General features: G+C 61.4%; 15 protein-coding genes and 4 tRNA genes. 8 read left to right on the top strand and 11 right to left on the bottom strand.

Going from position 1 to position 21,603, the window contains the following annotated elements; genetic code table 11:
* The first annotated feature begins 42 nt into the window (after positions 1-42).
* The 4 genes from O0879_RS27835 (at position 43) to ahpF (ending at position 5,910) form a co-directional block, all read left to right on the top strand.
* A complete protein-coding gene (locus O0879_RS27835) occupies positions 43-2,886 on the top strand; it encodes an EAL domain-containing protein (protein ID WP_289919876.1) in 2,844 nt (947 codons plus the stop codon).
* Positions 2,887-3,056: 170 nt separating this feature from the next.
* Entirely contained in the window at positions 3,057-3,449 is a 393-nt protein-coding gene (locus O0879_RS27840) for a DUF3597 domain-containing protein (protein WP_289919878.1), read from the top strand.
* Positions 3,450-3,644: 195 nt separating this feature from the next.
* Positions 3,645-4,208: an alkyl hydroperoxide reductase subunit C gene (ahpC, locus tag O0879_RS27845; RefSeq protein WP_077398190.1), complete on the top strand. Its 564-nt coding sequence runs from the start codon at positions 3,645-3,647 to the stop codon at positions 4,206-4,208.
* Between the two features lie 106 nt (positions 4,209-4,314).
* On the top strand, positions 4,315-5,910 hold the full coding sequence (ahpF, locus tag O0879_RS27850) for an alkyl hydroperoxide reductase subunit F (RefSeq protein WP_099666110.1): 1,596 nt from the start codon (positions 4,315-4,317) through the stop codon (positions 5,908-5,910).
* Between the two features lie 72 nt (positions 5,911-5,982).
* Here ahpF and O0879_RS27855 read toward each other — a convergent pair whose 3' ends face one another.
* The 8 genes from O0879_RS27855 to O0879_RS27890 all read right to left on the bottom strand — a co-directional run bounded on the left by O0879_RS27855 (position 5,983) and on the right by O0879_RS27890 (position 11,187).
* Positions 5,983-6,321, bottom strand: coding sequence for a CzcE family metal-binding protein (locus O0879_RS27855; RefSeq protein WP_289919880.1), 339 nt, complete (start codon positions 6,319-6,321; stop codon positions 5,983-5,985).
* Between the two features lie 136 nt (positions 6,322-6,457).
* Positions 6,458-7,084 carry an ATP-binding cassette domain-containing protein gene (locus tag O0879_RS27860; protein ID WP_289919883.1) on the bottom strand — a complete coding sequence of 209 codons (627 nt, stop codon included), beginning with the start codon at positions 7,082-7,084 and terminating at the stop codon, positions 6,458-6,460.
* Complete coding sequence (locus O0879_RS27865) at positions 7,075-8,178, bottom strand: hypothetical protein (protein WP_289919884.1); 1,104 nt, start codon at positions 8,176-8,178, stop codon at positions 7,075-7,077. Before O0879_RS27865 ends, O0879_RS27860 begins: the two co-directional genes overlap by 10 nt.
* Positions 8,179-8,283: 105 nt before the next feature.
* Positions 8,284-8,360: transfer RNA gene (locus O0879_RS27870), tRNA-Asp, on the bottom strand.
* A gap of 56 nt (positions 8,361-8,416) precedes the next feature.
* A tRNA-Val gene (locus tag O0879_RS27875) sits at positions 8,417-8,492 on the bottom strand.
* Positions 8,493-8,709: 217 nt separating this feature from the next.
* A tRNA-Asp gene (locus O0879_RS27880) sits at positions 8,710-8,786 on the bottom strand.
* A 54-nt stretch (positions 8,787-8,840) separates the two neighbouring features.
* Positions 8,841-8,916 (bottom strand) — tRNA-Val (locus O0879_RS27885).
* 99 nt (positions 8,917-9,015) lie between these two features.
* The gene (locus tag O0879_RS27890) at positions 9,016-11,187 is read right to left on the bottom strand and encodes a S9 family peptidase (protein ID WP_289906979.1); all 2,172 of its coding nucleotides are present in this window, start codon (positions 11,185-11,187) and stop codon (positions 9,016-9,018) included.
* A gap of 181 nt (positions 11,188-11,368) precedes the next feature.
* Here O0879_RS27890 and dinB point away from each other — a divergent pair, with 181 nt between their 5' ends.
* Positions 11,369-12,553 carry a DNA polymerase IV gene (gene dinB / locus O0879_RS27895; RefSeq protein ID WP_289919886.1) on the top strand — a complete coding sequence of 395 codons (1,185 nt, stop codon included), beginning with the start codon at positions 11,369-11,371 and terminating at the stop codon, positions 12,551-12,553.
* Positions 12,554-12,671: 118 nt separating this feature from the next.
* Positions 12,672-13,568, top strand: coding sequence for a recombination-associated protein RdgC (locus tag O0879_RS27900; RefSeq protein WP_070302999.1), 897 nt, complete (start codon positions 12,672-12,674; stop codon positions 13,566-13,568).
* A gap of 141 nt (positions 13,569-13,709) precedes the next feature.
* Here O0879_RS27900 and O0879_RS27905 read toward each other — a convergent pair whose 3' ends face one another.
* Together O0879_RS27905 and O0879_RS27910 are read right to left on the bottom strand one after the other, a co-directional pair.
* Positions 13,710-16,355: a TonB-dependent receptor gene (locus O0879_RS27905; protein ID WP_289919890.1), complete on the bottom strand. Its 2,646-nt coding sequence runs from the start codon at positions 16,353-16,355 to the stop codon at positions 13,710-13,712.
* A gap of 608 nt (positions 16,356-16,963) precedes the next feature.
* The gene (locus O0879_RS27910; protein ID WP_034781194.1) at positions 16,964-17,449 is read right to left on the bottom strand and encodes an asparaginase domain-containing protein; all 486 of its coding nucleotides are present in this window, start codon (positions 17,447-17,449) and stop codon (positions 16,964-16,966) included.
* A 178-nt stretch (positions 17,450-17,627) separates the two neighbouring features.
* Between O0879_RS27910 and O0879_RS27915 the strand changes: the two genes are divergently transcribed.
* Complete coding sequence (locus O0879_RS27915) at positions 17,628-18,401, top strand: L-asparaginase (RefSeq protein ID WP_251351700.1); 774 nt, start codon at positions 17,628-17,630, stop codon at positions 18,399-18,401.
* Here the strand turns inward: O0879_RS27915 and O0879_RS27920 are convergent.
* Positions 18,389-19,402, bottom strand: a complete 1,014-nt coding sequence (locus O0879_RS27920) for a D-2-hydroxyacid dehydrogenase family protein (RefSeq protein ID WP_289919893.1) — start codon at positions 19,400-19,402, stop codon at positions 18,389-18,391. The genes O0879_RS27915 and O0879_RS27920 overlap by 13 nt on opposite strands.
* Before the next feature lie 328 nt (positions 19,403-19,730).
* Here O0879_RS27920 and O0879_RS27925 point away from each other — a divergent pair, with 328 nt between their 5' ends.
* On the top strand, positions 19,731-21,602 hold the full coding sequence (locus O0879_RS27925; protein WP_099666117.1) for a phosphoenolpyruvate carboxykinase (GTP): 1,872 nt from the start codon (positions 19,731-19,733) through the stop codon (positions 21,600-21,602).
* The last annotated feature ends 1 nt before the right edge of the window (position 21,603 follow it).

Here is a 21,603-nt window from a genome sequence, read left to right on the forward strand (position 1 = left end):
CCTTACCCCTGCCAGCTCGGCAGCTTCCTGTGGTGTTCTGCCATGCCGATGAAAGCCCGCGACGCTTTCCGCCTTGTCTTGCCGCTCGCCGGCAGGCTGGCGCGCGCCTGGCGCGGCTTTGTCTTCCTGCTGCTGTGCCTGCCCACACCAGCCCGGGCGCTGGAACCCGTTACCCTGCAGCTCAATTTCACGCACCAGTTCCAGTTTGCCGGCTATTACGCGGCCATCGAGCAAGGCTATTACCGCGAGGCGGGGCTGGAAGTCAGGCTGGTCGAAGGCGGCGGCGGGCCGCTGGCCGAGGCGGCCGTGTTGGCGGGCCAGGCCGACTATGGCGTGGGCAACAGCACCTTGTTGCTCAGCCGCCTGGCGGGCAAGCCCCTGGTGGTGCTGGCCGTCGTGTTCCAGCATTCGCCCAGCGTGCTGCTGATGCGCCAGCAGGGCGGCGCGCCCGACGTGCGCAAGCTGGTGGGGGCGCCCGTGATGATCGGCGCGGCCGGCGACGTGGCCCTTGCCGCCGATGAAGTGTCGCTGTTCCTGGCGAAAATGGGCGTCGCGCCGCAGCAGATGCGCCACTTGCCGCCCAGCTACCGCATCGAAGATTTGATCGATGGCAAGGTCGACGCCATCGCCGCGTATTCCACCAACGAACCGGACTACCTAGACCGGGCGGGCTTTCCCTATTACCAGTTTACGCCGCGCACGGCCGGCATCGATTTCTACGGCGACAACCTGTTTACCAGCGAGCACGAACTGCGCCGCCATCCCGAGCGCGTGAAAGCGTTCCGCGCGGCCAGCCTGCGCGGCTGGCAATACGCGATGGCGCACCGCGAGGAAATGGCGCAACTGATCCACGTCAAATACAGCCAGCGCCACGACCGCGCGCACCTGCTGTACGAGGCGCAGCAGATGGAATTGCTGCTGCAGCCCGTGCTGGTGGAGCTCGGCTACATGAATCCCCAGCGCTGGCAGCACATCGCCGACACGTATGCCAGCATGGGCGTGCTGCCGCGCAATGCCACGGACAGCCGCGCCTACAAGGGTTTCCTGTATCGCCCCGTGCCGGGCGCCGACCTGGGCTGGCTATACCTGTCGCTGGGCCTGGCGGGCAGCTTGCTGGCCGTGTCGGCGGCCTTTCACTTCAACAACCTGGCCCGCGAGCGCCGCCGCACGGAGGAAACCATCCGCCAGGGGGAATTGCGCTTTCGCACCATGTTCGAGGAAGCGCCCATGGGCATCGCCCTGATCGATACCGTGAGCGGACAGTTTCTCGACATCAATCCACGCTACCTGGCCATCAGCGGGCGCAGCCTGGAGCACATGAAGCAAACGAGCTGGATGGAGATCAGCCATCCCGACGATGTGCCCGGCGAGCAGGAGCAGGTGGCGCAGTTGCTGGCGCGTAGCCTGCAGGGCTTTCGCCACGCCAAGCGGATCGTCCGGCCCGATGGCGGCGTGGTGTGGGTCGACGCCTCGGTGACGGCCATCGCCACGGCGCGCCATGGCGGCCCGCACCACCTGTGCATGCTGGAAGACGTGACGGACAAGCGGCAAACGGAAGCGCTGATCTGGCAGCAAGCCAACTTCGATACCCTGACGCAATTGCCGAACCGGCGCATGTTCCACGAACGCCTGCGCCAGGCGCTGGCCCAGGGGCGGCGCGATACGAGCCGCGTGGCCATCCTGTTCATCGACCTCGACCATTTCAAGGAAGTCAACGACACCCTCGGCCACCACCAGGGCGATATCCTGCTGATCGAGGCGGCGCGGCGCATCCGCGTGGGCGTGCGCGAGACGGACACGGTGGCGCGCCTGGGCGGCGATGAATTCACGGTGATCCTGTCCGACCTCGATGATCTGCAGCAAGTCGACCGCATCGCGCGGCAGATACTCGACGGCTTGCTGGCGCCATTCCTGCTGGGGCAGGAGCAGGCGTTCGTCTCGGCCTCGATCGGCATCACCCTGTATCCGGACGACGCGGGCACCATCGAGGAATTGCTCAAGCACGCGGACCAGGCCATGTATGTGTCGAAAGGGGCGGGGCGCAACCGCTACAGCTACTTTACGCCCGCCATGCAGGTGGCGGCCGTCAACCGCATGCGCCTGGGGGCGGACTTGCGCACGGCCCTGCGCGAACAGCAGATGCAGCTGTATTACCAGCCCATCGTCGCGCTGCATGGCGGACGCATCGAGAAGGCGGAAGCCTTGCTGCGCTGGCACCATCCGCAGCGGGGCCTCGTGTGCCCGCCGGATTTCCTCGCGCTGGCCGAAAGCAGCGGCCTGATCGTGGAGATCGGCGATTGGGTGCTGTGCACGGCGGCGGCGCAACTGCTGCATTGGCGTGCGCAAGGCCATGCCATCGGCTTGCCGGGGCTGCAACTGTGCCTGAACCAGTCGTCGCTGGAATTGCAGCGCGAAGTCGAGGCGCCCGGCACCTGGCTGCGCCAGCTGGCGGCGCTCGGTGTGCCGGCCTCGGCCATCGTGCTCGACATGCGTGAAGATGTGCTTTTACCTGGCGGCACCAGCATGGCGCCCCGCTTGCAGCACTTGCGCGAAGCGGGCTTGCAGATCGCCCTGGACGACTTCGGCAGCGGCCATGCCTCGCTGACGCAATTGCAGCAATGCGGCATCGATTACCTGAAGCTCGACGGCGTGCTGGTGCGCAAGCTGGCGCCCGGCGCCAGCGAGCTGGTGCTGTGCGAAGCCATCGTCACCATGGCCCACAAGCTGGGCTTGCGGGTGATTGCCGAAGGGGTGGAGACCGATGAGCAGCGCGCGCGCCTGCTGGAGATCGGCTGCGATTTTGCGCAAGGCGAGCTGTTTGCGCCGCCGCTGGCCATCGAAGCGTTCGATGCGCTGCTGCGCGCGCAGCGGCCCTTGCACCCTTGAAACAGGTATCGCCTGCCACCAGATGGCATGCACGCCTGCGGGACAGGGCTCCCGGCTTGAACGGGCTTATACTCGACGGGCTGGCGCCTGCGCCCGGCTTTGCTGTCACCGGTACCTACACCGGGAGCGCAGGCAGTATTTCTTCCATTCACTCAACTTGAGGTGACCTCATGGGCATTTTCAGCAATATCTACAACAAGATCTTCCACCATTCGTCCGACGCTACCCCGGCAGCCACGCCAGCCGCCGCTACCGACGCGCCAGCGGCCGCCGCACCGGCCGCTGCACCAGCGGCTGCCGTGCCGGTGGTGGACGTGGAAGTGGTGCTGGTCGACCTGGCCAGCAAGAACGCGGAAAAACTCAATTGGCGCACGTCCATCGTTGACCTGATGAAACTGCTTCAACTGGACAGCAGCCTGGCTTCGCGCAAGGAACTGGCACAAGAGCTGCATTTCACGGGCGACACCAACGATTCGGCCAGCATGAATATCTGGCTGCACCGCCAGGTGATGATCAAGCTGGCGGAAAACGGCGGCAAGGTACCGGAAGAGCTGAAGAATTAAGAATTGAACACCTGGCGGCGGCAGGGGTATCCACTGTCACCGCTATCCAATCCCGTGGGAACTGCCTATCATGGAGTTCCCATGGCGTCATGATAGCTAAAACTAATTGAAACTATTGTGACAATCAATTTTGCATATGGGTTAAAACCCCTTACACTAGAGTCTTACTGATTCACCACACGAGAGGAAATGACTATGTCGCTGATCAATACCCAAGTTAAACCATTCAAGGCAACCGCTTACCACAATGGCAAATTCGTCGACCTGACGGAAGCGTCGCTGAAAGGCAAGTGGTCGGTATTCGTCTTCTACCCAGCCGACTTCACCTTCGTTTGCCCAACCGAACTGGAAGATCTGGCCGATCACCACGCTGAATTCCAGAAGCTGGGCGTCGATGTCTACGGTATCTCGACCGATACCCACTTCGCGCACAAAGCCTGGCACGACACCTCGGACGCGATCAAGAAAGTGCAATACGCACTGATCGGCGACCCAACCGGCGCCCTGTCGCGCAACTTCGAAGTCATGATCGAAGAAGAAGGCCTGGCACTGCGCGGTACCTTCGTCATCAATCCTGACGGCTTCATCAAAGTGCTGGAAGTGCATGACAACGGCATCGGCCGTGACGCAGCGGAACTGTTGCGCAAAGTCAAAGCCGCTCAGTACGTGGCGAACCACCCAGGCGAAGTGTGCCCAGCCAAATGGACGGAAGGCGCAGCGACCCTGACCCCATCGCTGGACCTGGTTGGCAAGATCTAAGTCTTGAAACCTTGCAACATCTAGCAGCAAACAAGTAGTTACCGCGATGCCGGACCGGGTGTCCGGCCCGGCATTCGCCTAAATATTTGTAGAAAAGGAAAACATCATGTTAGACGCCACCCTCAAAACCCAACTGAAATCCTACCTGGAAAAAGTGGTGTATCCGCTTGAGTTGGTCGCTTCTCTCGATGACAGCGCAAAAGCCCGCGAGATGAAAGAATTGCTCCAGGAAATAGTCCTGTTGAGCGACAAGATCACGCTGGTCGAGCGCACTGACGCTGGCGTACGGACCCCGTCGTTCAGCATCAACCGCCCAGGCACCGATATCGGCGTGCGTTTCGCCGGCGTGCCGCTGGGCCATGAATTTACCTCGCTGGTGCTGGCGCTGCTGCAAGTGGGCGGCCACACCATCAAGTTCGACGATGCCGTGATCGAGCAGATCCGCAACCTCGACGGCGATTACGAATTTGAAACGTTTATTTCGCTCTCCTGCCATAACTGCCCGGAAGTGGTGCAGGCATTGAATGCCATGGCCGTGATCAACCCGCGCATCAAGGTCACCACCATCGATGGCGGCGTGTTCCCGCAAGAAGTGGAAGCGCGCCAGATCATGGCCGTGCCGATGATGTTCCTGAACGGCGAGCACTTCGGCCAGGGTCGCACGAATGTCGAGGAAATCCTCGCCAAGCTCGACACCAACGCCGGCGCCCGCCAGGCCGAAGCGCTGAACAAGAAAGACGTGTTCGACGTGCTGATCGTCGGCGGCGGCCCTGCCGGCGCGGCAGCGGCCATCTACGCGGCCCGCAAAGGCATCAAGACGGGCGTGCTGGCCGAGCGTTTCGGCGGCCAGGTGCTCGACACCCTTGCCATCGAAAACTTTATTTCCGTCAAGGAAACGGATGGTCCGAAGTTCGCCATGGCGCTGGAACAGCACGTCAAGGAATACGAAGTCGACATCATGAACACCCAGCGCGCCGCGAAATTGACGCCGGGCAAATTGGTGCAGATCGAAACGGCGAATGGCGCGATCCTGAAAGCCAAGACCGTCATCCTGGCCACTGGCGCCCGCTGGCGCGAAATCAACGTGCCGGGCGAGAAGGAATACCGCAACCACGGTGTCGCCTACTGCCCGCACTGCGATGGCCCGCTGTTCAAGGGCAAGCGCGTGGCCGTGATCGGCGGCGGCAACTCGGGCGTGGAAGCGGCGATCGACCTGGCCGGCCTCGTGAAACACGTGACCCTGATCGAGTTCGGCGCGGAACTGCGCGCCGATGCGGTGCTGCAACGCAAGCTGCACAGCCTGCCTAACGTGACCGTGATCACCTCGGCGCAAACCACCGAGATCCACGGCGACGGCAAGATCGTCAATGGCCTGAGCTACACGGACCGGGTCAGCGGCGAGTCGAAAAAGGTCGAGCTGGAAGGCGTCTTCGTGCAAATCGGCCTGGTGCCGAACACGGAATGGCTGAAAGGCACGGTAGCGTTGTCGCGCCACGGCGAAATCGAAGTCGATGCACGCGGCCAGACCTCGATCCCCGGCGTGTTTGCGGCCGGCGACGTCACCACGGTGCCGTACAAGCAGATCATCATCGCCACCGGCGAAGGCGCCAAGGCAGCCCTGTCCGCCTTTGACCACCTGATCCGCTCGGACGACGAGGAAGTGGTCGAAGAGTCTGCCGCCAAGGAAGCACTGACGGCGTAACTATTGAGCCGTATCAAGAAAAAACCGGAACTGCCGCAAGGGGGTTCCGGTTTTTTTATGCGTAGAAGAAACTTAGCTGCCCGCGTACAGCGGGTTGCCGGCCACATACACTTGAATCCCGTCGACGGGCATGTCCTTCGGCGCGATGTCGGCCAGGGCGAAGACGGTCCTGTTGTTGAAGGTGTGCACGTGCCACGTAAAACGCTGGCCGGCGCGCGCGATGGTGATGGTTTCGCCGTGCGTGACGTTGATGTGGCGGGCGTCGGTCTGCAGCTCGATGGTGCGCTGGGCGGCGGCGTGCGGGGCGCTGCTGCCATAGTCGGCGGCCGTGCCCGTGGGGCCGGCCGCGATGGCCGAGGTGGCGAAGGCGGCGCACAAAATCGCCAGGGCGCGGCGGTGGGTGTTCAACATAATAATCTCCAAGAATAAGCCAGGCGCGGTGAATAAGCGCGCCGTGTTATGGGTAATGGCTGCACCGGGATCGCCGGTTTTTGCAACACGGCATCGTAAGCTGTCCTTGGTCGATCTGCAAAGCTGTATTTCCTGTCTATATTTCCAGCGTCGCCGCCAGCGGCACGTCTGGCGCCAAATGGCTGGTCAGCACGATGCATTGGCGCGCCAGGCGGGATGGCTCGGCCAGGCGCGCGCGCAAGTGGGCCATGGCGGCCGCGTCGAGACCGTTGAACGGTTCGTCGATCAGCAGCAGGCGCACCGGCAAGGCCAGGGCCAGGGCCAGTTGCAGCTTTTTATGCTGTCCCAGCGAGAGGGCGGTGATGCTTTGCTGCAAGGTTGATGTCATGGCAAAGGCGTGCAATTCCGCGTTCAGCAGCGATTGGTCGCTGCCTGGGTACAGGGTCAGGTGCAGGTCGAGAAACTCGTGCACTTGCAGCCAGGGCAGGGCGGGCGTGTCGCCGCCGCAATAGAAGGTCTGGGCACGGTAGGCCAGCGGCATGGCGACGCTGTCGACGTCATCGAGGCGGATGGCGCCGCGCGCGGGCAGCAGGGCGCCGCCCGCCAGCTTCAGCAGGGTCGTCTTGCCGGCGCCGTTCGCGCCGCGCAGCCAGGTGACGCCGGGGCCGAATTGCTGGTTGTAGCCCTGGAAGACGCTGTGCGTGGGGAAGTGAAAATCGAGGTGCTCGAGGTGCAGCACGGGAGTAGGCAGGTTCAATTCCATGATTCGCTTCCGATGGCGCTCAAGGCAAGGATGGAGAAAACGACGAGGGCGACGCGCCCGCGCGGCGTGAGGCGGGGCAGGCCGACGATGGCCAGCAGGGTCGCGCTGGCGGTGAGGGCGTAGACGCCGGTCACGCGCCGCTGCAGGGCGGCGGGATCTATGCAATACAGCAAGACGCCAGCGCCCAGCAGCACGGCAAAGGCGGGGAGCAGGCTGGCGGCGCAGGCCAGGCGCGTCAAGACCGTGCTGGCCAGGGGCCAGGCGTCCAATGCGGGGCGCAGTACGGCGATCTGCTCGCGCACGGCCTTGTCGCCCCGGTCCGTCACGATGATCAGACTGGCGCTGGCCAGCAAACCGAGCAACGGCGCAGGCACGAGCGGCGCGCGCAGCAGCCAGGCCAGCATGCTGGCGCCAGCCGTGGCCAGCAGCACGCTTTGCTGCAGGCCGATCACATTTTCATTGCGCCAGAACGGCAGCCAGAACAGCTGGCGCCACAGGAACATCGTGCGCCAGCGGGGCCGTTGCGGCACATACGCCGTCATCGTGGGCGGGCGCGCCCTGTGTGCGGGCCGCGGCGCGCGCAGGCGTTGCGCCACGATGCGCGCCGTTAGCAGCCACGCCAGCAGCCAGACGGCGAGGGTGGCCGCCATGCCGGGCGCGGCAATGGGGCGCAGCCAGGGCGGCGACTGCAGCAGCCAGATGGTGGCCGAGACGGCATAGGCGAGGCCCAGCGGCAGCATCAGCAGGCCGGCGACGGCGATGTCGGCTTGCCAGCGCAGGTGGTGCGGTACGGGCAGCTGGCGCAGCCAGGCGGCGGTGGCGGCGGGCAATAATCGCTTGCGCAGCAGCCAGGCGGGCAGGCATGTGAGCAGCACTTGCGCCGCCAGCAAGCCCAGGGCCGCTGGCCAGGGCCGGTTCATGGCGAGAAATCCGGGCAGGGCGATGACGCTGAGCAGGCCCAGCAGGACGGGACCGGCCAGGAACACGAGAATTTCCATGGAACTGGCCAGGCTGGCGGCAAATTGCAGCAAAGCATGATGGGCCAGGCGCAAGCGCAGGGCGAGGTAGGGGGAAAAGCTGCGGGGCAGGCGCATCAGGCAGGAGCGGCGGAGTCGGCAAGAGCGCTGATTCTAGTGCATTTGCGCTCCCACAATGGGAAAAGCCCTTCGGTTCCAGGAACCAAAGGGCTTTTCTTTTATTGGCGGAGCGGACGGGACTCGAACCCGCGACCCCCGACGTGACAGGCCGGTATTCTAACCAACTGAACTACCACTCCAAGCTCGTATGATCTGTGTTGCTGATCCATGAAGCACTGGATAATTTTCTGTTTGGTGGTGGGTGCTGAGAGGCTCGAACTCCCGACCTACGCCTTGTAAGGGCGCCGCTCTACCAACTGAGCTAAGCACCCGCATACCCAGAAAACTATCCCGACGTTTGTCACCACGTCTGGAAGAGGCACTATTATAGGGGGCGCTTTCATGCTTGTGCAACTATTCTTGAGGGGGAATGGCAGTTTTTTTGCTGAAAAGCGCAAAAATGTTCAGGCGAGGGGGGATGGACGTGTTTTTGGCTTCTGAAATGGGAAAAGCCCTTCGGTTCCAGGAACCAAAGGGCTTTTCTTTTATTGGCGGAGCGGACGGGACTCGAACCCGCGACCCCCGACGTGACAGGCCGGTATTCTAACCAACTGAACTACCACTCCAAGCTCGTATGATCTGTATTGCTGATCCATGAAGCACTGGACAGTTTTCTGATTTGGTGGGTGCTGAGAGGCTCGAACTCCCGACCTACGCCTTGTAAGGGCGCCGCTCTACCAACTGAGCTAAGCACCCGTTGCTTGTCTCAGAAAACCATCCCGACGTTTGTCACCACGTCTGGAAGAGGCGCTATTATAGGACGGGTAAAATCCTTCTGCAAGCGCTTTTTTCACTTTACTCTGTAATGCCCCATTGCGACAGCATCCACGCCATATTGAACGCATTCTCGGCGATGGCGTTATAGCGGCCCGACGCGCCGCCGTGGCCGGCACCCATATTCGTTTTCAGCAGCAGGGGATTGCTGTCCGTTTTATAGGCGCGCAGCTTGGCCACATACTTTGCCGGTTCCCAGTACATGACCTGGCTGTCGTTCAGGCCCGTCGTCACCAGCATGGCGGGATAATTCTTGCGCGCAATGTTGTCGTACGGCGAGTAGCTGAGCATGTAGTCGTACGCGGCCTTCTGGTTCGGGTCGCCCCATTCCAGGTACTCGCCCGTGGTCAGGGGCAGGCTGGCGTCCATCATGGTGTTCATCACGTCGACAAACGGTACGGCCGCGTGCACGGCGTGGAACAGGTCGGGGCGCATGTTGACGACGGCGCCCATCAGCAAGCCGCCCGCGCTGCCGCCCTGGATGATGAGGCGGTTCGGGCTGGTCCATTTTTCGCGCACCAGGTAGTCGGCGCTGTCGATGAAGTCATTGAAGGTGTTTTTCTTCTTCATCAGCATGCCGTCTTCATGCCAGGCTTCGCCCATGTCGGTACCGCCGCGGATATGCGCTTGCGCATAGATGACGCCCCGTTCCAGCAGGCTGATGCGGCTGATGGAAAAAGTGGCTTCCGTGGAAATGCCGTAGGAGCCGTACGAGTACAGCAGCAGCGGCGCTGAACCGTCGAGCTTGACGCCTTTCTTGTAGACGACCCACAGCGGCACTTGCACGCCATCGCGCGCCTTCACCCACAAGCGCTGCGTGGTGTAGCGGCTGCTGTCGAAGCCGCCGACGATTTCCTGCTGCTTCAGCACCGTGCGCTTGCCGTCCTGCATGCTGACGTCGATGACGGTGGGCGGCGTGACGGGCGACTGGTAGGACATGCGAAATTGCGTGGCGGAAAACTCCGGCGTGCCGGCCGCCGTGGCCAGGTAGACGGGGTCGTCGAATTGCACCGCCTTCCAGTTCTTTTGCGCAAAATCAAAGATGCGGGCGCGGTTCAGGGCGCGTGCCTTTTCCATCACCACCAGGTAGCCCTGGAAGACGTCGATGGACTGGATCACGGCATCCTTGTTGTGCGGCACGACGGGCTTCCAGTTCTTCGGCTGCGGCGCAGAGAATGGCGCGCTGACGACACGGAAATTCTTCGCCCCCTTGTTGGTCAGAATATACAGCTGGCCGTCGCGGTGCTCGATGCCGTAGCGGTGGCCTTTTTCACGTTTCAGCACGGATTGGAACGTGCCTTGCGGCTTGCTCGTTGGCAGCAGCAGCACTTCGCTCGTGTCCGTGCTGCCCGAGGTGAGCACGAAGAATTGCTTGTCGCGCGTGCGGTCCACATGGATGGCAAACTGCTCCACCGGCTCGTGGTAGACCTGTTGCGGCGCACCGCCCAGGGCCAGGCGGAACAAGCGGTCCGAGCGCTTGGTGGTGGCGTCTTCCTGCGCCAGCATCAGGGTGGCGTTATCCGCCGCCCAGGCCAGCGATGTCACGCGCGGCATGCTGTCGCCCAGCAACTTGCCCGTTTTCAAATCCTTGACGTGCAGCTCGTACTGGCGGAAACCCGTCGTGTCGGTGGTGTAGGCCAGCAACTGTTCATTCGGGCTGATGCTAAATGCGCGCACGGCAAAGAATTTGTGGCCTTCGGCCAATTGATTCTGATCCAGCAAGATTTCCTCGGCCGCCTGCGCATCATAGGCGCCGCTGGCGCCGACGGGGCGGCGGCAGTGAATCGGGTATTGCTTGCCCGCTTCCACACGCGTGTAATAGTAGAAATTGCCCTGGCGCGCAGGCACGGACAAGTCCACTTCCTGCATGCGTCCCTTGACTTCCGCATATACCTTGTCGGCCAGCGGCTGGATCGGCGCCGTGACGGCGGCCGTGTAGGCATTTTCCGCATTCAGGTAGTCGATCACGGCAGGATCGGCTTTCTTTTGCAGCCAGCGGTAGTCGTCCGTGACGACCGTGCCGTGGCGCGTTTCCTGCCAGGCCGTCTTGGCGGCGACGGGGGCGACGGCCGTGGCGATGGTGGTGGTGGCGTCGGCGGCCAGCGCGGATGGCGCCAGCGTGGACAGTAGCAGGGCCGGCAGGATGGATGACCAGACGGACCGGCGACGCAAGGCATGATGTGCTGTAGACAAGGCAACTCCTTTGAATAGTTGTGTCAGGATTGTAATCTTGCTATTGAGAAAAGCAACCGCTGATCGTCGCCATCGGGTCCTGTGCGTTTCAACTTGCATCCGCGGTCATTTCCGGTAATACTGTATGCATGCACAGTATCTTGCCGCAATGAAGGCAAGCCGATCCGCCGCGAGGTGTTTTTTGATTTCATCTGCCCCCACACTTGCCGAAGCACCCGCCGCGCGCCGCTGGATCGCCCACCTGGACATGGACGCCTTCTTTGCCTCCGTGGAACTGCTGAAATATCCGGAATTGCGCGGCGAAGCCGTCGTCATCGGCGGCGGGCGCCTGCAGCAGCCCGTGCTGCAGATTGACGGCACGCGGCAGTTTGCCCGCATGCGCGATTATGTGGGGCGCGGCGTCGTCACCACGTCGACCTATGCGGCGCGCGCGTTTGGCGTGTTTTCCGCCATGGGCATCATGAAGGCGGCGAAACTGGCGCCCGACAGCATCCTGCTGCCGGCCGATTTCGAGGCGTACCGCGAGTATTCGGCCCGCTTCAAGCAAGCCGTGGCCCAGTTGTGCCCCATTATCCAGAACGTGGGCATCGATGAAATCTATGTCGACCTGACGGAACACGGCGCGCAGGCGCCGGCCATGGCGGCGCGCCTGAAGGCGGCCGTGTTCGAGGCGACGGGCCTGTCGTGCTCGATTGGCCTGGCGCCTAACAAATTGCTGGCGAAAATCTGTTCCGACCTGGAAAAACCCGACGGACTCACCATTTTGTCGCCCGAGGATATCGCCACGCGCGTGTGGCCCTTGCCGGCGAAAAAGATCAACGGTATCGGCCCGAAGGCGACGGCCAAGCTGGAAGCCCTGGGCATAGTCACCATCGGCGAGCTGGCGCAAGCCGACATGGCCATGCTGCGCACGCAGTTTGGCGACCTGTACACGGGCTGGCTGCGCCAGGCGGCGCTGGGCATCGACGAGCGGCCCGTGCAGACGAGCCGGGAAACCAAGTCCGTCAGCCGCGAAACGACGTTCGAGCGCGACTTGCAGGTGGTGCGCGACCGCGCCACGCTGTCGGAAAAGCTGGAAAGCCTGTGCACGCGCGTGGCGGGCGACCTGGACAAGCAGTCGCTGGCGGGGCGCACGGTGGGTATCAAGCTGCGTTTCGAGGATTTCAGCACCGTCACGCGCGACATCACCTTGCCCAGCGCCACGGCGGACGCCGCTGCCATCCTGCGGGCCAGCCGCGATTGCTTGCGGCGCGTGCCATTTGAAAAGAAAATCCGCCTGCTGGGCGTGCGCATCTCGACCTTGTCCGATCCGGCCATCGCGATGCGGCAGGCGCCGGCCCAGGCGGAGCTGTTTCCCGCCCTGTAGCGGCATTCCCCACGCATCAACAACACCGCGCCAGTCCGCGCTTTTGACGGCATTCCCGTGTCGAAAGTGTAGAATGGCGTTCCCCTGGCACTACTGAAACAAACGGAAGACAAAAACTATGTGGTTCAAGAATCTTCAGATTTACCGCCTGCCCGCACCATGGGCCTATACGCCAGAACAACTGGAAGAGGCCTTGTCCTCGAACAAATTTACGCCGGCGACCAGCATGGATCTGATGCGCCAGGGCTGGGATACGCCACGCCCGAATGGCGGCCTGGTCCACGTGGTCAACAAGCAGATGCTGATCTTGCTGGGCACGGAAAAGAAACTGTTGCCAGCCACCGTCATTAATCAGGTGGCCAAAGCCCGCGCTGCCGAGATGGAAGAAGCGCAAGGCTTTGCACCAGGCAAGAAAGCCATGAAGGAATTGAAGGAACGCGTGGCTGACGAGTTGCTGCCGCGCGCCTTCAGCATCCGCAGCAATGTCTGGACGTGGATCGATCCCGTCAATGGCTGGCTGGTGATCGATGCCGCCAGCCCGGCGAAAGCCGATGAAGTCATCAAGCTGCTGCTCAAGGCCGTGGACAAGCTGCCGCTGGAAAGCCTGCGCGTGCAGCGCTCGCCCGTGGCGGTGATGACGGAATGGCTGCAGGCGGACGATGCGCCTGCCGGCTTCACGGTCGACATGGATACGGAATTGCGCGCCACGGGCGAGAGCAAGGCCACCGTGCGCTACGTGCGCCACACCCTGGAAGCGGACGACGTGCGCCGCCACATCGCGGCCGGCAAGCAGTGCACGCGCCTGGCCATGACGTGGAACGACAAGATTTCGTTCGTGCTGACGGAATCGCTGGCGATCAAGAGCGTCAAGCCGCTGGACGTGATCAAGGAAACGGAATCGAGCACGAAGAACGACGAAGAGCGTTTCGACGGCGACGTGATGCTGATGACGGGCGAGCTGAGCAAGCTGATGGCCGACGTGGTCGAAGCCCTGGGCGGCGAAGCGACTGCATAAGCGCAGTCATGCCGGTACGAAAAAGGAGCTGCGGCTCCTTTTTTTTCGTCCTTCGCCTGGCATGACGGGCTTTGGACGAAAAAAAAGGGCCTTGCGTTTGCAAGGCCCTCGGTCGGCTCAGCCTAGGTTGACGAGGTCAACTTAGAACTTGTACTGGGCCGTGAAGTAGAACGAACGCATCATTGGATCTGCGTAGCGTGGATCGTAGCCAACCTGGTGACCACGCGAGCTGCGCAGCGACAGCGGCGGTTCACGATCGAACAGGTTTTTGATACCTGCGCGCAAGGTCACTGCTTTGCTGTACGCATAGCGGCCCTGGAAGTCAACCGTCGTGTACGAAGGCACGTGCAGACGGATATTTTCCTTTGCGTTGGTGGCCAGGTTGACCACCTCGGCCGAAGCGTCGGTGTAGCCATTGCGGTAGCTCACGATGACCGTGTTGGTCAGCTTGCCCGATTCCAGGCTCATGTTGAGCTTCATCAGGTTACGGAACGTGACGGCATCGGAAATACCGTAGTAGTTCATGTTGTTGGTCCACTGATCCTTGGTGCCTGGTACGGTGTAGTCGGCCTTGAGCATATGCGTACCGCTCAGGTTAGCCGTGAAGTTACCGATATCGAACTTCTTGCGTGCCGTCATGTCCCAGTCGATACCGCGGTTATGCGTCTGGCCAATGTTCATCGACAGCGACTTGAACGCATAGTACGGCTTGCCGGTCGTCGGTTCGATGTAGATGCCGAACAGGTCGCGGTACATGCCTGGGTTGTTGAACGCTTGCGCTTCGCTCACGGACGAAACCGCATCGGTGATTTTCACGTCCCACAGGTCGGCGCCGAAGGAGAATGCCGAGCTAGGCTCGATACGGAAACCGACGGTGAACTGTTTCGATTTTTCCGGTTTCAGGTTTTCGTTACCACCAGCCATTTTATTGTACTGGCTGTTAGGCGCACGGCACAGCGCATCGCCTGGGAATGGGCAATTCCAGGTAGCACCGGTAAAGCCGTTGTTGACCAGTGGCTGACCAATGCTCAGCATGTCCGGAGCCTTGAAGCCCGTGCCGTAGGAGCCGCGCAGCAGTACTTGCTGTATCGGCTGCCAGCGTGCCGTGACCTTGTAGGTATTGGCATTGGCATCCTTGCCGATGGTCTTGTTGATGACGCCATTGTCGATCGCCGACACGGAGTCATAACGGCCAGCCAGACTCACTTCTACCGTTTTGGTGATCGGAGCCAGCAATTCGGCGAAGACGCCGTAGGTTGAACGGCTCAGGTCATAGCGTGGCGAGGTGTTGAAGCCGTAGATGGTGCTGGTGTTTGCACCTGCATCTGGCGTCTGGCCGTAGTTGTACTCGCGGTAGTCGGCGCCGATACCGATGTTGGCTTTGCCGCCTGGCAAGGTGAACAGTTCACGGGAACCGTGCGCATCGATGCCGCGCATGGTGGTCGATGCCGTGCGGATCGAGCCTTTGAATTGCGAATTGTTGATCAGCGCTTGCATTTCCGGCGATGGCGTGCCGGCCGGCACGAACGGGTTGAACGCCGGATTTTTCAGCAGGGCCTTCATATCGGCCGTTTTCGCATAGCCGCCGATGTAGCGTTCATCGATGGAATTTTGCGACCAGGTCAGGCCCGCATCGATGTTCCACGCGCCAATTTCGCCTTCGACGCCGACGACGAAGTGCTTGGTCTCGGTGATGGTGTTGGAGTCGCGGGTACCCCAGTCGCTCATGCGATAGTTGGCTGACACGGAGGTGATGTCCTTGACCTGCTCTGGTGTCAGGTAAGGCAGGACATACTTGTTGTACTGCGCACCGTTAAGCGCAATCGGGATTGCCACCGGATTGGCCGAGATGCGCGCGGTCAGGTCATAACGCGAGTAGGCGACTTCGGCAAACGCATTCAGCGAATCGTTGAGTTTGTAGGTGGCGCGGGTAAACAGGCTGTCGCGCTTCGATTCAGGCACGATTTCAACCGTCGAACCGCCATCGTAGCCGCAAGCCAGCTTATTGGCTGCCAGTGGGGCATTGGTCACGGCGCCACAATTATCATTCTTCGCCAGGTATGGATTGAAGAGGTAATCGTCTTTGCCTTTGACGGACACGGTGGCGTTGGCCGGTGCCGTGCCTATGGCGGTCTTGTCGTAGACGTATTGTTTGCCGTTAAAGCTCACTGGAATACGCGACGAACGGGCGAACGTGCGGTCGGTGGCGCGCAAGTTCGATTGCTCGTCATGGCGGTACGATACCAGCACGTTAAAACGGTCTTCGTCGATGTCGCCGACGCCATAGGTCACGCTGGTGTTCCAGGCGTTGCCGCCCTTGTCTTCCGGACCGCCATAGGTGGCTTCCAGGGAGCCGCCTTGCTGGTTCTTCTTCAGAATGAAGTTGATCACGCCGGCGATGGCGTCCGAGCCGTACAGGGCCGAAGCGCCGTCGGTCAGCACTTCGACGCGTTCAACGGCGCTCATCGGAATGGCGTTCAGGTTGACGGAGGTGCCCGAGCCTTGTGGCGCGATGCGGCGGCCGTTCAGCAGGACCAGGGTGTAATCTTCGCCGATGTCATGGATCGACGCGCTGGTGCGGCCGCCCGAATTGGTGCCTGCTGCTGCGGCGCCGACGGTAAAGCCCTGCATGGCGGGCAGTGCCTGGAGCAGGTCGGCAACCGTGGTGGCGCCCGTCTTGGCGATCGCTTCTTGCGTCAGGCGCTGCACAGGCAAGGCGCCTTCGACAGCGATACGCTTGATACTCGAACCGGTAATTTCAACTTTTTGAATTGCTTCGTCCGCCATGGATTGGCCAGAGAACAAGACGCTACCTGCCAGTACGGTCAGGGCCAGGCGTACGCTGCGTACGCCAATTTTTTCTTTAAATGCCATTGTAACAATTACTCCGTAGTAGTTTTAATAACGACAAGCAGTACACGAGCACCGCTCTGGCCATCGGGTAGATGACCAGCGGTGCTCGTGTACGGTAGGCGGAACCACGTCGGTGGGAGGTGGAAGACTACTTAGCGCAATATTGTTATAAATGCACTTTTGACTTGTCGAGGCGAACATTATGTCGTCTCAGCAAGAAAAAATGCATATCAACCGTGTCGGATTTGGCAATAAATTATGGATACAGAAGAATATTTAATTTAATTGTTAAATTGCAGTTTTATATTTAATAATATCGGTGTTTTTAAAAATGATCAATGGCGTTTTTTTACAACATAAAATTATTGTATTGGCAATTTGATGTTTTACCTGCAATAATTCGACGGATTCTGTGGTTTTGCAGAATTTGTGAAAGGTGAAAAAACATAAAAAAAGCCCGTTGAAAACGGGCTGGTCGAATTGTGACAAAGGGTCAGTCAGGCCGCGGGCCGGTCTGCTTTTACCCCTGTCCTGGCATCGCCCTACAAGGGCTGGAACACGCCGGCGGCGCGGTTCTTTTGCACGTTGTCCCAGGCGAAGATCTGGCCATTCATGGCCACGTACACGCCGGCTGGCAAGGTTTGCGCCACGCCGCAGGCAAAGCCCAGGTTGAACAGGGCGTCGGAGTTGTCGATTTCGTAGGGAATCATGGCGCCCGTCAAAATGACCGTTTGCTGCAGGTTCGCCGCGCCCAGCACCTGCGCCGTTTCGCGCATGGTGTCGGTGCCGTGGATGATGACGATGGCTTTTTCCTGTGCCGCGCGGCACGAGGCCAGCACGCGCTGGCGGTCCGCATCCTGCATGTCGAGCGAATCGAGCAGGGGCAATTGCTCCAGCGCCACGGGCGCCGTCATGCGCGCGCGGGCAATCGCTGCCGGCAAATGACTGTCGGAAAAGCCCAGGGTACCGTTCAATTCGTTGTAGTGTTTGTCGAAAGTGCCGCCAGTGGCGAGTATGCGCAAAGTCATGATGTGGTCACGATGTCAGTGGAGAATGACGCGCATGATAGCGTGGATTGGCGGCGTTGCGTGAATGCTGCCGCAGATGGGCCAGCGTGCCTGCCGTCCCGCTACCGCGCCGCATCTGGAAAATTTGGCCATCTGTGAGTACACTGGTTTCTTTGTTTGCCTGCCACCCCGACTCCGTATGAAAGCGCTCGCTCCCGGCACCGTCATTTTTCACCGCCACCGCGGTTACGGGGTGATCACGTCCGTCAATTTGCTGACGGGCTGGATCGCCGCCCGTTTCGGCAGCGAAGCGCGGACCCTGGACCTGAACCTGTCGACCGACGACGTGCAGTTTGCCGATGGCGAAGCGATCCTGTTTCGCCGCGCGCCGCCGGACCGCATGCCGCATGCGCGCCTGATGGCCATGGTGCGCGAGCTGCACCAGGCCGGCTATCAGAAGCTGTATCTGTATTCCTGGCCCAAGCCGTCCGGCCTGCACTGGCGCTGGCATTTGTTTACGGGGCCGCGCGACTGGATGCAGCGGCCCTGGCGCGAAGGCTGGTACGGTTCGGGCGCCGATTACAACGTCAACCCCGTGATGGGCTGGGGCGATACGCCGGGCGCCACCACTGGCGAGCTGATCGATGCCCTGGCCCGTTTCGACCCGCAGGGCCTGGCGCAGGCGCTGGGACGCGACGATGACCATAGCGATTGGTTTGGCCGCGTCTGCGATGCTTTATTGCCCGATTACATGTACAGCCTGGACATGCAGCGCACGCCAGGCGAGCCCTTGCCCGACATGCCGCCCGTGCCGGTCGTTGCCGTGCGCGCCGGCGTGGCGCCGTACGCCGGACCGGATATCGCCTGGCCACCCGGCTGGGCCGGCCTGTGGCGCGGCCGCCACGTGCTGCCGGCACCCGCCATCCGCATCACGGGCGAACCGGACTTGTTGAAGGGCTTTCAGCGTTCCTGAAGAGCTTGCCGCGCATGCGCCAGCGCCTCGGGATTGAGCAGGCGCGTGCATTGACCTTGCGCAAAATCAACGATGTTTTGCAAGGCGTAGCGGAAATACAGTTCATAGCTGTCACGCTCGACGTAGCCCAGGTGTGGCGTGGCCAGCACGTTCGGCAGCAGCAGCAATGGCGAGCCTGGCGGCAGCGGTTCGTCCGTAAATACGTCCAGCGCGGCGGCGCCTGGGCGCCCCTGCGGCAGCGCCGCTTCCAGCGCGCCCTCCATCACCAGCTCGGCGCGGCTCGTGTTGACGAACAGGGACGTCGGCTTCATGCGCGCCAGGTCCTCGGCTGTTACCAGGCCACGCGTCGCATCGGACAGGCGCAGGTGCAGGGTCAAGACGTCGGCCTGTTCAAAGAACGCTTCCCGCGACGTGGCGGCCGTATCCCCGGCCGCCACGGCCGCCGCGCGGCTCGCTTCGCTGCCCCACACGAGGATGGTCATGCCGAAGGCGCGGCCATAGCCGGCGATCAATTGCCCGATCTTGCCGTAGCCCCAGATCGCCAGGGTGCGCCCTTTCAATACCGTGCCGAGCGTATTGCGCGCTGGCTCCAGCGACGATGTCTGCCACAGCCCTTCCTGTAAATGTTGCGCGTACGGCACGATCTTGCGCTGCGCCGCCATGATCAGCGCCCACGTCAGTTCGGCCGGCGCCGTGGGCGAGCCGATGCCTTCCGCGATGGCGATGCCCAGCTCGGTGGCGGCCGGCACGTCGATGTGCCCGCTGACCTTGCCCGTTTGCGAAATCAGTTTCAGGTTCGGCAATTTCGACAGCAAGGCGCGGTTGAAACTGCTGCGTTCACGGATCAGCACCAGCGCGTCGTATGGCGCCAGGCGGATCGCCAGCTGGCCCAGGCCCCGCGCCGTGTTGCTGAACACCTTGACCTCGTGGCCATCGAGCAACTGGAAGCAATCGAGGCCGCGCACGGCATCCTGGTAATCATCGAGTATGGCAATTTTCATGGTGGATGGCCGATTTGAGTGAGGATTTGGTAGGGAAATAACAGGATACGGGAAATGCTGAATAGCCTACTACATTAGTCAAGCTATTCTCCTACATTTTTGCGAGAATAGCCGTTACGCGGGTGTACAATCGCCGGCACTTTTGAAGCTTCCTGATTATAGTTATAGCGCAAACTGTTCCTGCAGCCTGGGTGCATGATCCAGGTAAACGACACCAGAGCCCTGCCCGCGTGAGCATACCGCCCGCAGTGAGCCGCAGCCACCTCTCAACGATGCTGCCTGTCTTGCCGGAATGACCAGAATTTCTTTTATTGGTATTGGAGGTAATATGAATCAGCCCGTCATGGGTGGCGTCGCCGCACTCAACGTCCCAGCTTATATTAAACAACAGAAACTGATCAACTGGGTGGCCGACATTGCTGCGCTGACCAAGCCAGAGCGTATTTACTGGTGCGATGGTTCGCAAGAAGAGTATGAGCGCTTGTGCGCTGAAATGGTTGCCAGCGGCACCATGAAAAAACTGAATGCGCAAAAGCGCCCGAATTCCTACCTGGCCTGCTCCGATCCGAGCGACGTGGCCCGCGTCGAAGACCGCACGTATATCTGCTCGGCAACAAAAGAAGCGGCCGGCCCGACGAATAACTGGACCGAGCCTGGCGAAATGCGCCACACCTTGAACGGCCTGTTCGATGGTTGCATGCGCGGCCGCACCATGTACGTCGTGCCCTTCTCGATGGGCCCGCTGGGTTCGCCGATCGCGCACATCGGCGTGGAACTGTCCGATTCGCCATATGTCGCCGTCAACATGAAGATCATGACCCGCATGGGCCGTGCCGTGTACGACGTGCTGGGTACGGATGGCGAGTTCGTGCCGTGCGTACACAGCGTGGGCGCACCGCTGGCCGCCGGCCAGGCCGACGTGAAATGGCCGTGCAACAGCACCAAATACATCGTGCACTTCCCGGAAACGCGCGAAATCTGGTCCTTCGGTTCGGGTTACGGCGGCAACGCCTTGCTGGGCAAGAAATGTTTCGCCCTGCGCATCGCCTCGAACATGGGTTACCAGGAAGCGCAAGCATCGGACAGCAACCCGGGCTGGTTGGCCGAACACATGCTGATCCTCGGCGTGGAATCGCCGGAAGGCAAGAAACACTACGTGGCGGCAGCGTTCCCGTCCGCTTGCGGCAAGACCAACTTCGCCATGCTGATTCCGCCGGCAAGTTTTAACGGCTGGAAAGTGACGACCATCGGTGACGATATCGCCTGGATCAAGCCGGGCGCCGACGGCCGCCTGTACGCCATCAACCCGGAAGCCGGTTATTTTGGCGTGGCGCCGGGCACCAACGAAAAAACCAATTACAACTGCATGGCGTCCATGCGCGACAACACGATCTTCACCAACGTGGCGCTGACGGACGACGGGGACGTCTGGTGGGAAGGTTTGACGAAAGAAGCACCAAGCCACCTGATCGACTGGCAGGGCAAGGACTGGACGCCAGCGTCCGGCACCAAGGCGGCGCACCCGAATGCGCGCTTCACGGTTGCGGCAACGCAAAACCCAGTGATCGACGCTGCCTGGGACGATCCGGCCGGCGTGCCGATCTCGGCCTTCATCTTCGGCGGCCGCCGCTCCACCACCGTGCCGCTCGTCACCGAAGCGCGCAACTGGGTCGAGGGCGTCTACATGGCCGCCACCATGGGCTCGGAAACGACGGCCGCGGCCGTGGGCCAGATGGGCGTCGTGCGCCGCGATCCATTTGCCATGTTGCCGTTTATCGGCTATAACATGAGCGATTACTTCCAGCACTGGCTGGACATGGGCGTCAAGGTGGGCAAGGTCAACCCGGCTGCCCTGCCGAAGATCTATTGCGTCAACTGGTTCCGTACGGACGAGGCTGGCAAATTCGTCTGGCCTGGCTTTGGCGACAACATGCGCGTGCTCAAATGGATGCTGGAGCGTATCGAAGGCAAGGCGGGCGGCGTGGAAAACCTGTTCGGCACGACGCCGCAGTATGGCGACCTGAACTGGGATGGCTTGCCATTCACGCAAGAACAGTTCGACACCATCACCTCGATCGACAAGGCCGCGTGGGTGGAAGAATTGAAATTGCATACGGAGTTGTTCGAAAAACTCGCGTATCATCTGCCGCAGGAATTGGCAGGTCACAAGGCGGCGTTGGAAAAGCGGCTGAGTGCGTAAG

Origin of the sequence: Janthinobacterium sp. SUN120, from assembly GCF_030397735.1 — a bacterium.
Lineage (GTDB): Bacteria > Pseudomonadota > Gammaproteobacteria > Burkholderiales > Burkholderiaceae_D > Janthinobacterium > Janthinobacterium kumbetense.